Annotated in this window: 15 protein-coding genes; 6 read left to right on the top strand and 9 right to left on the bottom strand. The window is 67.7% G+C overall.

The annotated features are described in order from the left end of the window. Positions 1-83: 83 nt before the first annotated feature. The 4 genes from ACZ5QD_RS08145 to ACZ5QD_RS08130 are packed head-to-tail and all read right to left on the bottom strand — an operon-like array spanning position 84 to position 5,272. Positions 84-1,814 carry a hypothetical protein gene (locus tag ACZ5QD_RS08145; RefSeq protein ID WP_464367211.1) on the bottom strand — a complete coding sequence of 577 codons (1,731 nt, stop codon included), beginning with the start codon at positions 1,812-1,814 and terminating at the stop codon, positions 84-86. Positions 1,815-1,816: 2 nt separating this feature from the next. Further along, positions 1,817-2,920, bottom strand: a complete 1,104-nt coding sequence (locus ACZ5QD_RS08140; RefSeq protein WP_433821826.1) for a hypothetical protein — start codon at positions 2,918-2,920, stop codon at positions 1,817-1,819. Continuing rightward, positions 2,913-4,166 (bottom strand): vWA domain-containing protein, encoded by a 1,254-nt coding sequence (locus tag ACZ5QD_RS08135; protein WP_464367210.1) that lies wholly within the window; start codon positions 4,164-4,166, stop codon positions 2,913-2,915. The genes ACZ5QD_RS08140 and ACZ5QD_RS08135 overlap by 8 nt, the downstream gene beginning before the upstream one ends. Beyond that, the gene (locus ACZ5QD_RS08130; RefSeq protein WP_433821828.1) at positions 4,163-5,272 is read right to left on the bottom strand and encodes an AAA family ATPase; all 1,110 of its coding nucleotides are present in this window, start codon (positions 5,270-5,272) and stop codon (positions 4,163-4,165) included. Before ACZ5QD_RS08130 ends, ACZ5QD_RS08135 begins: the two co-directional genes overlap by 4 nt. Positions 5,273-5,707: 435 nt before the next feature. Between ACZ5QD_RS08130 and ACZ5QD_RS08125 the strand changes: the two genes are divergently transcribed. Beyond that, the gene (locus tag ACZ5QD_RS08125) at positions 5,708-6,595 is read left to right on the top strand and encodes an IS5 family transposase (RefSeq protein ID WP_464367209.1); all 888 of its coding nucleotides are present in this window, start codon (positions 5,708-5,710) and stop codon (positions 6,593-6,595) included. A gap of 41 nt (positions 6,596-6,636) precedes the next feature. Here the strand turns inward: ACZ5QD_RS08125 and ACZ5QD_RS08120 are convergent, their stop codons facing one another. Further along, positions 6,637-7,344, bottom strand: a complete 708-nt coding sequence (locus ACZ5QD_RS08120; RefSeq protein ID WP_433820944.1) for an N-formylglutamate amidohydrolase — start codon at positions 7,342-7,344, stop codon at positions 6,637-6,639. Positions 7,345-7,550: 206 nt separating this feature from the next. On the opposite strand from ACZ5QD_RS08120, the gene ACZ5QD_RS08115 reads away from it, so the two are divergent. After that, positions 7,551-9,203 carry a DUF222 domain-containing protein gene (locus ACZ5QD_RS08115; protein ID WP_006897838.1) on the top strand — a complete coding sequence of 551 codons (1,653 nt, stop codon included), beginning with the start codon at positions 7,551-7,553 and terminating at the stop codon, positions 9,201-9,203. A 93-nt stretch (positions 9,204-9,296) separates the two neighbouring features. On the opposite strand, the gene ACZ5QD_RS08110 is transcribed toward ACZ5QD_RS08115, so the two are convergent. After that, positions 9,297-9,878, bottom strand: a complete 582-nt coding sequence (locus tag ACZ5QD_RS08110) for a TetR/AcrR family transcriptional regulator (RefSeq protein ID WP_006897837.1) — start codon at positions 9,876-9,878, stop codon at positions 9,297-9,299. A gap of 57 nt (positions 9,879-9,935) precedes the next feature. Between ACZ5QD_RS08110 and ACZ5QD_RS08105 the strand changes: the two genes are divergently transcribed. Genes ACZ5QD_RS08105 through ACZ5QD_RS08095 form a run of 3 tightly spaced genes read left to right on the top strand, consistent with a single transcriptional unit; the run spans position 9,936 to position 11,980 of the window. Continuing rightward, positions 9,936-10,973 (top strand): hypothetical protein, encoded by a 1,038-nt coding sequence (locus ACZ5QD_RS08105; protein ID WP_081598149.1) that lies wholly within the window; start codon positions 9,936-9,938, stop codon positions 10,971-10,973. Between the two features lie 47 nt (positions 10,974-11,020). Then, positions 11,021-11,704, top strand: coding sequence for an IMPACT family protein (locus ACZ5QD_RS08100; RefSeq protein WP_006897835.1), 684 nt, complete (start codon positions 11,021-11,023; stop codon positions 11,702-11,704). 57 nt (positions 11,705-11,761) lie between these two features. Continuing rightward, complete coding sequence (locus tag ACZ5QD_RS08095) at positions 11,762-11,980, top strand: dodecin (RefSeq protein ID WP_006897834.1); 219 nt, start codon at positions 11,762-11,764, stop codon at positions 11,978-11,980. Between the two features lie 13 nt (positions 11,981-11,993). On the opposite strand, the gene ACZ5QD_RS08090 is transcribed toward ACZ5QD_RS08095, so the two are convergent. From ACZ5QD_RS08090 to ACZ5QD_RS08080, 3 genes are read right to left on the bottom strand one after another with little or no spacing between them, the layout of a single operon-like run. Beyond that, positions 11,994-15,398, bottom strand: a complete 3,405-nt coding sequence (locus ACZ5QD_RS08090) for an ATP-binding protein (protein WP_006897833.1) — start codon at positions 15,396-15,398, stop codon at positions 11,994-11,996. Then, positions 15,395-15,994, bottom strand: coding sequence for a DUF4194 domain-containing protein (locus ACZ5QD_RS08085; protein WP_006897832.1), 600 nt, complete (start codon positions 15,992-15,994; stop codon positions 15,395-15,397). The genes ACZ5QD_RS08090 and ACZ5QD_RS08085 overlap by 4 nt, the downstream gene beginning before the upstream one ends. Next, entirely contained in the window at positions 15,991-17,502 is a 1,512-nt protein-coding gene (locus ACZ5QD_RS08080) for a DUF3375 domain-containing protein (protein ID WP_006897831.1), read from the bottom strand. Before ACZ5QD_RS08080 ends, ACZ5QD_RS08085 begins: the two co-directional genes overlap by 4 nt. A 112-nt stretch (positions 17,503-17,614) precedes the next feature. Here ACZ5QD_RS08080 and ACZ5QD_RS08075 point away from each other — a divergent pair, with 112 nt between their 5' ends. Beyond that, complete coding sequence (locus ACZ5QD_RS08075; RefSeq protein WP_062366583.1) at positions 17,615-18,100, top strand: PPOX class F420-dependent oxidoreductase; 486 nt, start codon at positions 17,615-17,617, stop codon at positions 18,098-18,100. Positions 18,101-18,140: the final 40 nt, after the last annotated feature.

Genomic DNA, 18,140 nt, shown 5'->3' with positions numbered 1-18,140 from the left:
CTCCTTCGATCGCGGTTTGCTCATGGTCGGCCGTGATCGGTGGAGGACGCGAACCGCTGATCCACAGCGTCCGGCATATAGAGCTAGAAGTGAGTCCCGCGCACGGAGCTCAAGCGCCGCAACGCGCGCACGTCGAAGAGCTCCCGGATGAATGCGGAACGGGCGGCGGTGTCCGAATAGTCGGCGGGAACCGGAGGCAGCGGGGTCGGGACGCCGGTGACCTCGTTGAACGCCAGCAACAGGGCCGCATGAATCAGGTGAGCCCTGGCCGAGGGCGGAGACTCGGCGATCCATGTCGGATCCGCGGTACCCGAGCGGCGGTACGCGAACGCCACCACCGTCGGTCCCCAGGCGCACTGGATGTCGTGTTCGCGCCGGTCGACGGTGACCGATGCGGCGAGTGCGGCACCGTCGTCGTGCGGGTGCATCTCTCGGAAGATCGATCGCATCCAGACTTCAGTGCGGGAATGCAGCAGATCCAGATCGACCAGATCAGCGACGGGTTCCGTCTCCAGCAACTCGCATTCGCCGAAGTGCGTCGGCAATCCCCAGATCTCGGGAGCGTCGCGGGTCAGGAGTCGGCCGACGGTCTCGAGGACGCGCGGTGTGTCCCTCGTGGGAAGACAACCGCGCAAGACCATCGCGAACACCGTCATCAACTGGCTGACCGACCATGGATTCGCCGGCTGGCGCCGGTACGTGTCCAGAAGCCAGATGACGGCCTCGGCGTACTCGCCGGCCTCGTGCATCCACTCCGCGAACCGGTTGAGCCGGCGAAGCCTGGCGTTCCGCGTCTCCCCGAAGGCGGCTTCGAGGAGATCGCGTGACAGGCGGTACAGCGGATCGGCGTCGTCGACGGGATTGCGCGGCACCTCGACTGCGTCGGAGACCGCGAAGAGCAGTAACGACGGTTCTCGGTCGTGCGCACGACGGACCGCGACGAGACGGACACCGTCGACCACGTCCGAAGAGGCCTGCCGCGTGCCGTTCCGGGCCGCGGCCTGCTGACCGGGTCTGGAGCGATCGATGAAGAGCCGGGCCGGTGGCTCGACCTCCGGAACGAGCAGAGTACAGCCGGGGACAGTGCTGGCGGGGGAGTGATCCGGGCGTGGAGCTGCGACGATCCGAGCACACTGCTCGATGAACGCAGGGTCGCCGACGAGACTCCGCACCACGCCGGGTACGACGAAGCCGTCAGTCAGGAGGTCGGGAACCGCGCGCGGCTGCGGGCCGGTGTGGACGAGGGTTGGAAACTCGTCGCGGGATGCCATGTGCGCGAGCAGGTCGTAGACCGACACCCTGCCGTCGGGCCGACCTACCGACTCCCACCAGGCGACGACATGTCGTGGATGGACGCCGGCGTCCCAGAGAATCTCGATGCCGTCGGTCTCGAGGAGGATGCGCGCGGCGGACTCGGTCAACTCCGGCGACGGCGCACTATCGCCGACCTGGAGACGAATGGATTGGACGAGCCCCAGGACGGTCGGACCGTAGGTCGAGGCATGGTGACGGACTTCCGCGGCGAGTGCGATCGGAGACTCGGACGGGCATCGGGCCGGTAACGCTGTCCTTCTGTCCTGGCGGTCGAACACCATACGGGCTCTATCGACCGCCCTTGCGATCGACAGGCACGAGTGTCGCTGACCACCCAATGCCGCGGCGATCCGATCCGCCTCCAGATCGTGCGGAGTGCGGACGGTCCAGTCGCGCTCGATCACGATGTCGTGTCGACGTTCAGCCCATCCCGTGCAGCGGACACTCACCGTGCACGGCTCCGGAAGCCCGTCGAGATCGCCAGGGAACGTCTCGGTCATGATCAATTCCACTCGTCCGGAAGCTGTCGTCGCCAGACCTCGAGCGCGAGTTCGGCGACGGTCGGGCCGCCGCCGAGTGTGTCGAGCAGGCCGAGGCGGCTCGCGACGATGAGGAGCGCAAGCCGGTCCGATCGGATCGACCACGGCGCAGACGACAGTGCGGCCTGGAGACGCCAGCGGGCGCCTTCGGCAGCGCCGCAGCACGTTTCGACGGTGAGGCCGAGGGCGGACGCGTCGAGGAGTGCGGCGGTTCTGCGAATCATCTCGGTGCCCAGTCGACTCAAGCTCTGGTCGAGCAGGCTGGGGCCGATGGTCCGTCCGCCGGTGAACAGGGAGTACTCCGACGACATTCCGCTGTTCACGACGGCGACCGGAACCGGCTCGGCGTCGACCGCGGTGCGTTCGAGGATACCGACCAGACGATTGTCGGCAGTCGCGCAGGTGAGCGTCGTGTCGCCGACGCGGTGCGTCCTCGTGGCGGATGCCGTGGCGAGTGCGGCACGCGCGCGCAGGACCGCGGCCTCGGACAGGTCAGCAGTGCGGGGTCGTTCGGCACGGAGTCGATCGGTGATCGACTGCTCGTGCATGAAGGAATCGATGAGGGTCGTCGCGTCGTCCTCGGCCGGTCGTGGCAGCACGCCGCGTTGAGCCAGCCCCGCGAGCACCGCTGCGACCAACGGTCGGTGTTGTCTCGCACTGCGCGGGGAGCGCAGATAGGAGGCGGCCGCCGCGACGGTGGCGAACGGGTCGGGTCCACCGGCCATCGTTCGCACGCGCGAGTACAGCGCGGGACGCGGGTTGACCATCGCGACCACCGCGTCATCGTCGATCCGGGCATCGGTGCCGTTCCAGACGATCGGCAGCGGCACGTCGCCCGAACGGTAGGCGGCGATCCGGCGGGCCTGCCGGAGAATCGTCGGCAGGTCGTCGCAGGCCGGACGCCCGGCGCCGAGTGCCACGGCGACGAGGTCCGCCGGATCGTGGTGGTTGTCGAATGACCAGTCCGGCTCGATCGTGACCGGATGCGATGCGGTGCCGTCGATGGTGCAGGGGAACTCGACCGTGCAGGCCCGCGGGAGACGGAAGTCGTCGGCGTCGTCACTCATCGCCGACGCATTCGACGCGGACGATCCAGTCGGGAGTCGTCGGAAGACTGTGGTGATCGGGGCCGATGAGCGCTGCGAGGACGGTCATCCCCGGAACTGGTGCCGCAGGCCAAGGGGTGTAGCCGTCGGTGAACACGACGACGAGTTCAGGACGTGGACGCTGCATCGCCGCCGCGGCGATCCCGACTGTCATATCGGTGCCGCCACCGCCGAGCAGGTCGACGTCCACTGCGCGCCGGACACGCGACATCTCGTAGGCGGCGGTGTCGACCGTGAATACCTGGAGCCCGTTCTCGCCCATCTGAAGCGTCTCGAGGATGCGGTCGAGCTCAACGAGGGCCCGTCCGAGCATCCGGTGGTCCATGCTTCCGGAGGTGTCGACGACGACGGCGACCTGGGGTACGGGACGCTGTTGGCTCGGCAGCACGACGCCGGGTGTGGACGACGAGCGCCGCGATGGTCGCCGATAGGTGTAGTCGCCGCGACCGGCGACGGTCGTGACTGACCGCCGGACTGTCCCGGCGAGCACTTGCTGCCACGGAACACGCGGCGTCGCAATGCTATCGGCCCACCGTTGCAAGGCACCCGAACATCGCGTCCCGGGATGGGCGCCACCGACACCGAGTGCGACGTCATGCCGCACCGCCATTGCCTCGAGACGGCTGAGGACCGGCAGTTCGGCGCTGACGGCGGGCTCGTAGTTCCGCGGAATGCCGTCCGCGCCGCTGCCGCAGTCCGTGTGATCGCGATCGGCGTTGCCGTCGGCCGAACCGTCGCACCGCTCGTCGCCGAGGAGACCGGCGAACAGTTCCTCGGCCGACGGACAGTGGCCATCGTCGCTCGTCAGCGGTTCGGGCAGGTGGTCGGGGGCGAGACCGGAGGAGGCTGTCAGATCCTGGATCGCCATGTCAGCGGCGAGATGCCAGCGCTCGGCCGACTCATCAGTGACGCCGCACGCACGGGCCCGCTCCGCATGATTGTTCAGCAGGTGCCACAGCACGTGCGCCAGTTCGCGACCGATGGTCGGCACGTCGGTCGTCGCCAGCCAATCCGGGTTCACGTACAGCCGCCATCCCTCGTCGACGGACAGACTGGGCACCGCGTCGGTGTGGACCGTGCACAGGCTGAACAGAGCGCGGGACAGATAGGCCTGGCCGCGGGGAGCGTCCGATGAAGACGATCGATCCGGCGGTGCGCTGATGATCCAGAGTCGCGCAGCGGTGAGGCTGCTGAGGTCGACCGTCATCGCAGCAGCCCGGCGGCCTGGAGCGCTGGTGCGAATACGGAGATCGACGACGGGACCGGGGCGCCCGGCGGTCTCCGATCCGGTGCCACCAGAGTGCGGACGGCGGGGATCGCGGCATCGAGGCCGGACTCGTCCGCCGCCTGGCAGCACAGCTTCATGGCCGCAGTCCACCGGTCGGAGGTGTTCCGGGTGTCGAGCGCGGCGACCAATGACTGCAGGACCACATAGACCCGATCGGGCCTCCACTGCGAGAAGCTGACGTCCACCGCACCGTCCAAGAGGTCTTCCGGGTCTGGCAGGTCGAGGTTGGCCCGCCACGACAGGTACTCGTGCGCGGTGGCATCGCCGATGGCGCCCGCGACGAGCAGTGCTGTCACCTCATCGGGCAGTTGCAGTGCCGCAGCCAGGGCCGACAGTCGGCCCGCGAACTCCCACGTCCGAGGGGTGGGGAACGCCCGCGACCGTGTTGCGTGATCCTGTGGAATCACGCTCAGCTGATTGGGGCGAGCACGGAGAAAACCGGCGATCTGGGCCATCTCCAACGCGATGACCGTCCGGTGGTCGGCCGGTAGCTCCCACGTCGGCAGAGGCGGCCAGTTCCCGGCGACCGCGCCGCCGGCGAAGATGTCGACCGTCATTGCGTAGTCGAGATGGACGAACCGCGACGAGGTCGGGGCGGCGAGATCCCACCCGGCGGCGGACACGTCGATCGGATTCGCCGCTGCGACGAACGCGACGGTGTCCGGAAGCTGCAGAGTGCCGACCTGTCCGTGGGTGAGCACCCGGAGCGCGGCTGCCTGCAGTGACGGTGGCGCAGTAGTGAACTCGTCGAAGAAGCAGATGGAAGGACCGTCGCGATCAGCGAGTCGCTGCGCCCAGGCCGGTGGTGCCAGCACCACGGATCCGTCCGGTCCGACCACTGGCAGTCCCGCGAGATCCGACGGTTCGCTCTGGCTGAGGATCACCGTCTCCACGTGCCAGCCGTCCGCGGCGGCAGACTCGATCATGGACGTCTTGCCTTCGCCGGGGTTACCCCACAAGATCACCGGGATCCGCACGGACACGCAGAGTCCGAGTGCGGCCAGGGTGTGGTGGTAGTCGTTCATTTGGGTTCCCCTCACACGAGTTGAGCGCTGCCGCGAGACTCGGCGGGCTGCGCCTCGCGACTGTCTGTCATGGTTCGCACGGTACGACGAGGGTCTGACAGGTCGGGTACCGAAAGCCTGCTGACAGACAGTGACAGGTGTCGACCGAACGGCCGAAAGTGTGAGGCATCGGCTAGGGCGTGTCTGACAAAGATCTGTGTGTAGTGACCAAGCAGTGGCGCGGCATCGCCACTCGCTACGACAAGCACGCCGTCAACTATCGAGCAGCGGTCGTCCTCAATGCCGTGATCGCCTGGCCCCGCACATTGTCAGACACGACCTAGGTTCTGTTACGAAAGTGGCTGGTGTGGCGTCGGCGTGTCCGCGAGCATGACGGGAGGCCTCCGCGCTAACGCAGTTGGTGTCTAATCATCAACGCTCGCAGGGAGGCCTCCCATGGCCACCGTATCGGCATCAGCGCGCCATGACCTGACCGACAGGCAGTGGACGGTTCTCGAGCCGCACCTTCCCACCCCGCCCAGACGCGGTCGACCCCGCCAGTATTGTCTGCGAGCGCTGATCGACGGGGTCCGCTACCGAACTCGCATCGGCTGTCCGTGGCGCGACGTTCCAGACCGTTACGGCCCGTGGTGGCGGGTGTACGCCTTGTTCACTCAATGGCAGGTCGCCGGAATCTGGGCACGAATCGATGCCGAACTACGCGCCAATGCTGCCGCCTCAGATCGACTGTCGTGGCAGGTCAGCGTTGATTCGATGACGTCCAGAGCTCATGCGCACGCCGCAGGCGCTCGCGCCGACAGCCTCGAGAAGGTGCCCGACGAACCGTCCGATCACGCGCTCGGACGATCCCGCGGCGGCTGGTCGACAAAGACCCATGTCGCGATTGATCAGCACCGCGGAGTGCTCTCCTTCCTCCTGACCGCCGGCCAGTGCGGCGACAGCCCCGAGATGATTCCCGTCCTGGAAGGAATCCGAGTCTGCCGCGCCGGTCCCGGCCGACCACGGTCTCGCCCCGACCGGGTCCTCGCGGACAAGGCCTACTCATCGAAGGCCAACCGGACCTGGCTGCGAACCCACCACATCAAGGCCACGATCGCTCAACCGTCCGACCAACACCGACACCGCAAACGACGAGGATCGGTCGGCGGACGCCCACCCGCGTTCGACTCCGAGCGATACAAGGACCGCCATGCCGTCGAATATGGCATCAACCAGCTAAAACAACACCGAGCCTGCGCAACCCGCTACGACAAACTCGCCGTCCGCTTCGCCGCCACCATCGAAATCGCAAGCATCAATCACTGGCTCAGACGACTTTCGTAACAGAACCTAGGTCGCCCTGCCGTTGGCTAACCACCGCCCGGTCATGAGATTGGCGGGACCGGATCGCAGGGGTGCGGCAGCGCCGCGCAGATGCGTGCCCCGATCACTTCGCCGATCGCCCGGCCCAGCCGCTCGACCGACTCCGGGTTGACCGCGAAGTGTCCGTCGAGCAGGACGTCATTGCGGATCGCCACCGTGACTGCCTGGACACGCTGGTCGTTTCCATACTGTGCCTGGGGCACGTATCGCCGCGGCTGCGGTACGTCGGGTCCGGCGGAGGCCAACTCGCCGAATGCGGTGACCGCCGCATCGAGAAGCGCTGTCGGAGTGTGCGAAAAGTCGATGCCGCGACAGACCTCGGGGTGTGTCTGCTGCTGATCCTCGAGCGGAGTCGACTCGTTCGGGTACGAACAAATGTCGACGATCACGGCGCAGCCGGTCGCGGTCAACCGCTCTTCGATCAGATCGGTCACCAGCCAGGCGTAGGGCTGGATGTGGTCGATCGGGTCTGCATCACCGGGCAGGCGTGCGGCTTCTGGTAGCGGAGAGAGGTCGTTCACGATCAGGTGCGGGCGAACCGCAGCGTGCGTCCGCGCGCACTTGGCCACCGATTCGGTTGCGGCGTCCAGGGACTCGAGTGGGATCGACGGTGCGATGGAGTGCGGCCGTGCGAGCTGAGCACGGCGGGCGACATGAAGCAGGACCGGCGAGTCGGGGTTTCCGTTGAGAATCGTTGCGCGAGGGGGCATGTTGGTCCTTCACACGTAGTGGCGCCGACGAACGGCACGTCCCCGCCCATGCGGCAACGTGACAGACAAGCACGGGCCTACGACAATCCGGATCCTCGATCTACACATGGCGGTCCGCTCAGGGTTGGCGGAAGTTCTCGCGATCATTCATGTCAGACCCTCCGGATAACATCGAATGCAAGTTCGATTCGAACGGAGGGGGATCAATGAACATCAAGGTCAGAGGTGATTCGGGATCCGCGTCGGCGGTCTCGTCGGTGGTGGTCGACGAGAGTGCGATCGTGATTCGGATCGGTCGTCCGGGAGGTACGGGAGAGTCGGCGGACTGCACCTCGCGGGCCGATCGTTCTGCTCTGCTCGGGTTCGCGGCGCGAGCGGACTGCTATCAGGGGCTGGTGTTGTGGCACCGCTACGAAGCGGTGTACGCACTGCTGCTAGCGAAGCAGGCCGAGTCCGATGGCCCGGCCGGCGGTGTCGAGTCGGGTGCCGACGTGTACACACGGCTCTACGATCCGCTGTGCCAGGTCGCGGCGTCGTATGCGACGGCGGCAGGCGTGCGGCAGTGCACGGCTGAGCATTTCGTGGAGGCCGCGGTGGCGTGCATGGAGCGGATTCCGGCGGTGGGCCGGTTGATGCGTGACGGGCTGATCTGCCCGGCGTGGTTTCGTCGGGTGGTCGAGCAGACGGCGCTGGTCGACGATGCGGATCTGCTGGCGTTCATCGACGCCGAGATCGCGCACACGCTGTCCGTGGTGGGCAAGCTGTCGGCTGGCCGGGTGGAGGCTCTGGTGAGTTCGATTGTGGCTGAACATGATCCGGATGCGGTGACGCTGACCCGCGAGCAGGTGAAGCTCGCCAAGCAGGTGCGGGTGAACCCGCTCGGCGAGGGCGTGTCCGAGGTGATCGTGACGGCCTCGACCGAGGACGCGATGGTCGTGAAAGACGTGCTGGACGCGGTGATCGCCGGAGTGTGCTCGCACGATCCGCGGACTCGCGGTGAGCGTCGGTCGGCGGCAGCCGTCGCGCGTCTGGCGGGGACCGACTTCGTGTGCGAGTGCGGTCGGGACGATTGCACCGCCGAATTGTCGACGGAGGCGATTGCGTCGCGGTGCGCACGGGTGGTGCTGCACGTTGTGGTTCGCAAGGAGACTCTCGGAGGGGAGTCCGACACCCCGGCCCATCTGGACGGCTACGGCCCGATCTCGGCCGAGCACGTGCGGGAGCTGGCGGCTCGACCGGACGCGGTTCGGCGAGAGGTGGATCTCGGCGAGCTCGTCGATCACCAGGCGCAGCGAGGCAACGCCTATCGTCCGACGGCGGCGGTGGACGCGGCGGTGCGGGGTCTGTTCGGTACCTGCTCGTGGCCGGGATGCGAGAGGGCGGCGTGGAAGTCGGATCTGGATCACGTGTGCGAGTTCAACCACACCGATCCGAGTGCCGGCGGCCCGACGTGCGTGTGCAACCTGAATCCGAAGTGCCGCTTCCATCATGGTCTGAAGACCTTCGTCGGCGGATGGGTCGACGATCAGGTCGTGGACGCGAACGGTGTGATCTGGACAGAGGTCACCACGCCGGAGGGGTTCACGGTACGTCAGCGGGCGTTGAACATGCGGCTCCTGCCGGAGCTCGGCCACCTCACTTGCAGACACCCGGCGCCGACACGCCCAGGATCCGGACACGCCGGTGTTGCACCGGAACGACCGCGTACGCGAGTGGAGGCCAAGCATCAGTACCGGATGCGGCGGCGGGCGGCGAATCGTCGAGCTCGTGAGGTCGTGGAGGCTGTGGTGCCGACGGGGGCTTCGGTGACGGAGTGCGGGACGGTGTGGGGGACGGAGTGGGGTGAGCCCCAGTTCTGAGGGTGCGAGAACGCCGGCCGCGCCACCGAGCGGGCGGATGAACCGGTGTGTCATCGCGTTCGAGCTGATTGAGAATGCCGATCGTGGCGCCGGTCAGATCTGGGTGAGGGCACCGAGATGGCGGTCGACCGCCTCGATCGCGCCGGCCGCCGACAGCCCCCGCGGATCGCTCAACAGATTCAGCAGGAGTCCGTCGATCAGAGCGACGGTGGTCCAGGCGGCTTGATCGGCGTCGAAGACCGTCACGTCCTGGCCGCGTCGCTGCGCGAGCCGGAAGGCGTCGGCGCAGAGCCGATGCTGTTCGGTGATGAGGTCGTGGCGGATGGCAGCGAGGGTCGGCTCCACCACCGCTCGCGTGCTGAACGCGAGGTACACCGCCGCTTCGCGGCGGCGCACGTCGTCGAGGGGGAGGAACTCGAGGAGGGCGCGTCGCAACACGGCACCGACCGGCCCGTCGTACTCGATCGCGTCGACCCGGGCGGCGATCCGCCGGTTCACTTCGTCGAAGGCCATCGTCAGCATCTGTTCTTTGGAGTGGCAGTAGTACTGCACGGTGCCGATCGACACCGCGGCGGCGGAGGCGACTTCCCGCACGGTGACGCCCTCGGCGCCGCGTTCGGCGGCCAGCCGCAGCAGGGTGTCGAGGATGCGGTCGCGGACGGAGGCGTCGGACATGAGAACAGTGTAGCCGAGTATCTATACACTCGTATGATACGAGCGTATGATTCTAGTATGGCTGGCACGCGAGACCTGGTCCTCGACCGCCGCTCCGCATCACGGCGGAGGCGACGGCCCGGTCGCGCCGTCTGGCTCGCGGCTGCCGGATGGTTGGTGATCAACGCGGTGCTGATCGCGGTGGCCGGACGGCATCTGCCGCTGCACGCGAGCGAACTCGCCGAACCGCCCACCGCCCAGAAGGTGATCGGCACCGACCTGATGTATCTCGAGGTCTTCGCGCTGATGGTCGTCGTGCATCTGCTCACGCGCCATCGGAGGGTGCCCGACATCGCGACGCGGGCACCCGAGCGGACCAGGGCGCGCGCCGAGGTGGCCGCGACGCTCGGCTACGGCGTCGCGGGCATGGTCGGCGGCTTCCTGCTCGGGCGCGCCTTCGGCTGGCACGCCTTCAGCTTCCACCTCGACGGCATGGTGATCCGCACCGACCAGCCCGTGACGATTCCGGAGACGCTGAGCTGGGCGTTGTACAACCTCATCGTGTTCGCCGTGGTGCCGCTGATCGTCTTCCGGCGGCGGTACACCTCCGAGCAACTGAGTCTGACGTCGTCCGACCGCCGTGCCGACCTCCTGCTGATCGTCGTGGTCCTGCTCATCGAGTCGGCCGTGCAGTTGGCGGTGGCGGGATCGTCGTCGATCCTCGGACTGCCCGCGCATCAGGCACTGCTGGGCGCCCCGCTGACCCTCGTGCTGGGGTTGGCGGGCACAGCTCTGCCGACGATGGTCTTCATCTACTGCATCCTGACGCCGCGGTACCTGAAGCTGACCGGGTCGGTGCCCGCGACGGTGGTGCTCGGCGGTCTGACGTATGCGACCCTGCACTTCTTCGACGGATGGACCAACTTCGCCTCGCCGTCGGACGCACTCGTCTCAGTGCTGTACCTGTTCCTCTTCTACACCGGTCCGGGGATGTTCAAGACCTTCATCACCATCCGCAGCGCCAACGCGTGGACGCATCTGTGGGCCTACCACGCCATTGCACCGCACACCCTGCTCGATACGCCGATGTTCGTGAAGATCTTCGGGATCAGATGAGTTCGCGCTCGCGGCGATCGTTGCCGGTGGTACGGCAAGATGAACCCATGGACACTCGGCCGCCCCGGACAGCACCCGACGCCGGCCCGACCGGTCATCTCACGCTCGCCGGCGGGCCGGACGCCGTCGCGACGCTCGATGTGAAGCGCTCGAAGTTCCTCGCCGTGGTGCGCCGCGTGGACTCCGAAGCCGCGGCCCGCGAACTGATCGCCGAGCAGAGGCGCGCTCACCGCGACGCGCGGCACCACTGCTCGGCATTCGTGCTGGGAGCCAGAGGCGAGACGACCCGCACCAACGACGACGGCGAGCCGTCGGGCACCGCCGGCGGCCCGATGCTCGACGTGCTGGTGGGAGCCGGACTCAGCGATGTCTGCGCGGTGGTGGTGCGCTGGTTCGGCGGAACCCTCCTCGGCGCCGGCGGGCTCGTCCGCGCGTACGGCGACGCGGTGTCGCTGGCATTGCAGACGGCACCGCTGGTGCGCCGGGAGCCGCGCTCGCTGTGGCGGATCCGGCTGGCACACGCGGACGCGGGACGTGTCGAGGGGCTGCTCCGCTCGAAGGGCGCGCAGGTGATCGACACCGAGTACGGCGCCGACGTGACCCTGGTGGTCGCGGCCGAGGCCGACGACGTCGAGGCGGTGGTCGCGGCGGCGACCTCGGGTGCGGGGACGGCCGAGCCGGCGGGCCGGACATGGGTGGACGTGCCAGTTCCAGACGCCCAAACCCGCTGACGACCGAGCCGGAACTGATAGACAGGGGAGAGGCACCCCAATCGATAGGAGCGAGTCATGGGCGACAATGTCTACCGCGTGATCGAGGTCGTGGGTTCGTCGACCACCGGCACCGACGACGCCATCCGCAATGCGATCAGCCGGGCGGGTGAGACCGTCAAGAACCTCGACTGGTTCGAGGTGGTGTCGACCCGCGGCCACATCGAGGACGGCGCCATCGCGCACTTCCAGGTCACCGTCAAGATCGGGTTCGCACTGGAACCGCGCGATACCTGAGCAGGCTCCCGACTCAGGCCTCGTGCACCAACTCCCGCACCGCACGCTTCTCGCGGTACTGCTCGATGGTGAGGCACTGGAGCTGTGAGTAGCTGCCGCCGCGGTTCTCCACGTATCCGACCGCGGAGACGAAGGGTTCGATCGTGTAGATCTTCGTCAGCGGCGTGACGATCAGCAACTGCAGGCCGAGGCGCGCGAACAGCGACAGCGCGTAACGGGCCGAATCGTCCGAGCCCCGGCCGAAGGCCTCGTCGATCACCACGAAACGGAAATCGCGCGAGCGGGTGGCTCCCCACTTGAGGTCGAACTGATAGGCGAGCGATGCGGCCAGGATCGTGTACGCGAGCTTCTCCTTCTGGCCGCCGGACTTGCCGTCGGAGTCGGTGTAGTTCTCGTACTCCCCGTCGCCGTCGAGGTATCGCTCCGACGCCGCGAAGGTGACCCAGTTGCGCACGTCCGTGACCTGCTCGGTCCACTTGCGATCGAGGTCGGTGAAACCCTCGCGGCCGCGGAAGCGCTCCACCAGAGCCTTGACGAGGAGGAACTTCTCCTCGGCGTACTGATCGTCGCCGCCGGAATCGAAGGAACCGTCACTGCACTTGCGCAGATCGGCGCGGAACTCCCGAATGTCTTGCGCGGCCGTCGGATTCACGTCGAGCCGGATGTAGCGTCCCGGGTTGTACTCGATCCCGGCCAGCGACTCGTTGATCGTGTCGATCTTCGAGTGGATCTGGTGGACTTCTTTGTTGAGCTTGGCGGCGAAGATCGCGATGTCGCGGATCGCATTGGTGTTCAGATAGTTCTTGAACTCCGATTCGAAGCGGGGGAGATCGTCCTCCGCCAGCCGACGATGCAACTCGCGGTACTCGTCGGCCGATGCGATGTCCGCGTCGAACTCCGTGGTGAGAACCGGATGGTTGCGGTTGAACTCCGACATCCGGTTCACCACACGCGTCTCGTACGTTCCCGCACGGCTCGTGTGCTGCTCGGATTCGTCCGTGAGCTTCTCGGTCAGCGACGCCTCCAACTCTGCGCATTCGGCGACGGTGAGCACTTGGTCGGCACCGCCGTCGACCTTGGCTCGGTAGGCCTGGACCGCCTCGGCGATCGCTTCGAAGTAGGCTTCGGCCTCGGCGAACTCCGGTTCGGCGAGCACCGCCTGCGCCGCATTGCGCGCCTTCTCTCCTTGATCGCGCGCCATCTCCAGGCGGGAGACCTTGTCGCGCAATCCGTCTCGAGTCGCGTCGGCGGCCGACAGCTGTTCGCGCGTGGCGGCGACGGCGTCGGTGACTTCCGCGAGTTCGGTCGAGGAATGCTCGAGCTCGGTCTTGCGCTCGGTGATTTCGGCGATCCGGGCCGCCGAACTCATCCAGTCGATGACATCGAAGCTCGGGTAGGCGTCCAAACCGGTGAGCGCATTGCGGCGGTCCATCAGGGCTCGCCGCCGATCCTCGAGATCGGCGATCTCCTGATCGACCCGGTTGAGGTCGTCCTGCACCCGCTGGCCGGCGGTGAAGAGCGCGGTGATCTTCTGCTCGTTGCTCCAGCCGAGGACGAAGTTCCGACGGTCGTCGACCCGCTGGGAATCGTCCTTCTCGTGCCGCCCGCCGCCGGAGCGGACCTGCCCGTTGACCGTCACCGCGTAGTCCGCGGCGCGGAACTCCTCGAGCGTCTCGGCGCACACATGCCGGGCCCGCTCGAACAGCCGGCGTTCCAGCCAGGTCTCGAAGCGTCCCTCCTTGATGTCGATCTTGTGTGCGAGCGCGGTCGGCGGCGGCGTCGGCGCACCCTTCGACGAGACGTGATCGGACACCTTGAAGTAGACGACGCGCCCGCCCAGATGATTCGCGTCGATCCATGCCGAGACCTCGTCGTACAGGTCGGCGGCGACCAGCAGGGACAGGCCGAAGCCGCGCAGCACCCGTTCGGCGGCGCCCTCCCAGCGGCTCTCGTCCGCGCGGACGCCGATGAGTTCGCCGACGAACGGCAGCTCGTCGTGCGGAAGGCCGACGCCCTGGCAGATCAGCTCGCGGATCCGCAGATTGCGTTCGGGGATATTGCTGGTCCGCCCGCGCAGGCTGGCGATCTCGCCGGCGACGCGCCGCCCCTCGCCGTCCAACTGCCTGCGGCTGTACCGGACCTCGTTGAGCGCGTTGTCGACCTCCGCGGCCTCGGCGTCCAGCGCCTCGACGGCGTCCGCGACCTCGGTGCGGCGCTGTTCGAACTGTCCGCGGTCGGAGACCGGCGCCAGCCCGGCGTCCTCGATCATCCGGGTGTACCGCTCGTGTGCCGCGGCGCGTTCCTCGCGTTGGCGCGCAGCGTCGACGATCTGCTGTTCGAGCGCCGCGATGTCGGTGCCGCCGAGACCCGCCTGGCGCAGCTCCAGCTCCCGCAGGCCGATCCGCAGGTCGGCCAGATCACGGTCGACCGCTTCGAGCGCCGCGCGGGTGGCCGCGAGGTCACGGTTGTGGTTCTCCAGTTCACCGGCGAGAAGGTCGTGGCGCTGCTGGGCGAAGTAGTGGCGCAGGGCGCCGCGCCGGGCCTTGAGCTCGGCGGCCATCTCGACGTGACGGCGGTAGCGGTCGTCGTCGGCGAGCAGCGGTCCGAGTTCCTCGAGCTGAGTGCGTGCCAGGACCACCGCGTCGTGGGCGGCGGTCAGGTCCTCGAAATGCGAGACCATCGTGTCGACCCATCCGCTGGAGTCGAACGGCTCGAGCATGTGGTCGCGGACGAAGTCGTTGAGGTTGCCGACCGCCTTCATCGACACGGTCTGATGGAACAGTTCCATGGCCTGCTCGGAGCGGATGGCGAGCGCCCGCCGGTAATCGCGCCCGTACTCCGGGAAGTGCTCGTGGATGCGGGTGTCGCCGTCTTTGAGGCGCTTGCGGAGGGCGCGCAGGTCGGAGCCGAAGTCGGCGAAGTCGGTGGCGATGTCCAGGGCGCGGTCGGTGACGGTGAAGAACCGCTCGGGCTGGCCGCTGTCGTGCCGCATCGAGAACACCTGCGCCAGCGTGACCGTTTCGTCGTGGCCTTCGTTGTGGAAGACGCCGAGGATCACCGAATAGTTCGACATCCCGCGCAGTGCCACCGGACGCGACGCGCCGGTCACCTCGTTGCGCTCGGACTTGTAGTAGCCCAGAACGTATGAGCGCAGGTCGCGCTCGCGCGACTCGCCGCCCGCGGCCTTGTTGTAGGCCACCCGGTGGGCCGGCAGGAGCAGCGTGGTCAGGGCGTCGACCAGCGTCGACTTGCCGGACCCGATGTCGCCGGTGAGCAATCCGTTCTGGCCGTCGAGCACCAGCGTCCACACACGCTGGTCGAAGGTGCCCCAGTTGAGCACCTGGAAGCGCTGGAGCCGGAATCCCGACCGTGCCGAATCGGCGTTCTCGAGTTCGGTGGGCGCGAACAGTCCGGTCATCGTCGCTCCTCGGTGGCGATCTCGGCGTACTCGGCCAGGTGGGCGTCCAGATCCGACAGCCACTGGGCGTCGACGTAGGCCTTGATGACCCGCCGGACCTCGTACTCGCCGTCCTGGCCGGGCATGCGGCGCAGGAAGCCGAGTTCGACGACGCGCCGGATCGCGGTGTCCGCCTGGTCGGCGATCCGAGCTTCGTTGGTGGTGGCGGGGAAGAAGGGGCTGACCATTTCACGCAGCTGCGCACCGGTCACGATCAGACGGTTGCCCGCATCGGAGGTGTCGTGCTCGGCGAGCTTCTTGCGCAACAGGGCCAGCAGCAACGACGGATGCAGCGGCAGTTGGTGGCGGGCGACCAGACGCCCGATCCCGAGGTCGGCCAGCTCGTCGTCGCTCTTGGACCGCAGGAAGGCATATCCCTCGGCCTCGTCGATCACGACGGTGAGACCGAGCGTGGCGACGTAATCGCTCACCTGCGCGGCCAGGCCGAGGACGTGGCGCCAGGCGGTCTCGGCGGTGTCGCGGTAGACGACGCCCTTCATCAGCGAGGTGACCGCGAGCGAGAGGTTCAGCTCGTCGCGGGGGACGGGGCGGCTCATCGAGTCTCCTGGTCGGGGGCGGTGGGGTCGGCGGTCGGATTCACGGTGGGGCCCGCGGTGGGGCTCGCGGTAGGGGACGGCCGGGTGTAGATCACGCGCGGGACGCGAGCGACACGGCGGCCACCGCTCTCGTCAGTCCACGAGACCGTCTCGTCGGCGCTTTCGTCGAAGACCTTCCCGAAGCCGTCGTCGGTGAGAGACAGATAGGTGACCAGTTCGGCGAGCCCCTGTTCGAGGGGACGTTCGGCGAGGACTTCGGCGAGCGTGACCTGGCCGGAGCGGCGCAGCGCCCGTCGGACGCCGTCGATCAGCGGCGCGGGGTCGACGTGGATCTGCTCGAACAGCGCTTCCGAGGCCCCCTGAGCCTCGCCCTCCTCGATGCCCTCGCTGGCGACCTCGACCGCCGCGGCGGGACGGTACAGCGGACGCTCGAGGGGCAGATTCACGCTCGGTGCCGGGGAGTCGATCTCCTGGGCGAAGTCGTCGACGCGGCGGTCGCGGATGGCGTAGGCCGACGACTCGATGCTCCGCAGCAGGTCCATGACGCGGCGGTTCTCGAGCCACGCCTGGTCGTCGAGGAAGCGGCGCAGCTGCTCCGACAGCCGGCGGACCGTGTCCTGCGCGCGGGTTCCGGCGTCGAGCCAGTCGTGGTGGATGTTGGTGAGCCGGATGTCGGAGTCGGCGACCTCGTCGAGGCCCTGCGCATGCCGGACCAGTTCGTCGAGCTCGTCGAGTCGGTCGGCGGAGAGCAGGAGGTCGTAGAAGGCCTGGAAGCTGCGGCCCTGGTCGGAGTCGCTGATGACGTTTCGGCTGCCGACGATCTCGTCGAGCAGTTCGCCCTTGGTGCCGCGCCAGGTGGCGATGCGCTCCCGCATCTGGCGGTCGAGGGTGCGGAAGTTGGTCTCCACCTCACGGAAGTCGGAGAGCAGCGCGCGGGCGATGTCGGCGAACTGCTGGTAGCGCTCCCGTCGGCTGGTGGCGTCGAGGACCTGGAACTCGCCCCGCTCGGCGGCCTCGATCTCCGCGTCGAGTTCGGCGCGACGGCGGCGCAGTTCGGCGAGCCGGACCTCGGCGTCGGTGGTGGTGCCGTAGACGATCTGCCGCAGTAGTTCCAGCACGGTCTTGAGACGTGACTCGGTGCCCACGAAGTCGCGGTCGCGCAGCGACCGGACCCAGGCCACGGCGCGCTCGACCGCCGGGGTCGCGTCGTAGTGCGGCTCGTCGCTCTCGATCACGTAGTACTTGCGCAGCCACGCAGTATCGGCGGCCGACCACTCGTCGAGGTAGGCCTTCGGCGATCGCGGATAGGTTCCCTCGCCGAGCCGCTCGTTCAACGAGTACAACTCCTCGTCGAGCAGGCTGACCAGTGCCGACTCCGAGATCTCGCGGACGTTGTCGTCGACGAAGACCCGTCCCAGGAACGACAGCAGCAACGGCGCGTTGTCGGCCCTCAGCAGTCGCCAGGCAGCATTGCTCCTCCGGACGGCGACGATCTCGTCGAATTGCACTGGGTCAGGGTAGCGGGGTCCGGAGCGTGGGCGGGCTCACGGTGGCGGCGCCGCCGGACCGATGATCGCCGAGCCCTGTCCGGAGCGCAGTGCTCGGACTACCCTCGGCGACATGGCACGCACCATCGCAACCAATACCTCTGTGACCCTGCCCGAAGTCCTCGACTTCGCCCGATCGCGGCATCACATGATCCTCTCGACGACGCGGCGGGACGGCACCGCGCAGATGTCACCGGTCACCGCGGGAGTGGACGATCAGGGCCGGATCGTCATCGCGACGTATCCGGGCCGGGCGAAGACCGCCAACGCGCGCAGGAACCCGATCGTCAGCGTTCTGGTGCTCTCGGAGAGCTTCAACGATGCGTGGGTGCAGATCGACGGGACGGCCGAGGTCCTGGACATGCCCGAGGCCGAGGACGCCCTCGTGGACTACTTCCGCAGCATCGCCGGTGAGCACTCGGACTGGGACGAGTACCGGGCGGCGATGCGGCTGCAGAACAAGTCCCTGATCCGGATCACGCCGCAGCGGTGGGGGCCCATCGCGACCGGTGGCTTCCCCCAGGAGGTCGCGGACCGGCTGGACGCCGCGGAGAACTGAGGACACGGGAACTGAGGACACTGAGGAGACGGAGGAGACG

It is taken from the genome of Gordonia sp. J1A, from assembly GCF_055393515.1.
Note: the sequence above shows the minus strand (reverse complement) of the source record. Positions and strands in the feature narration are given on the sequence as shown.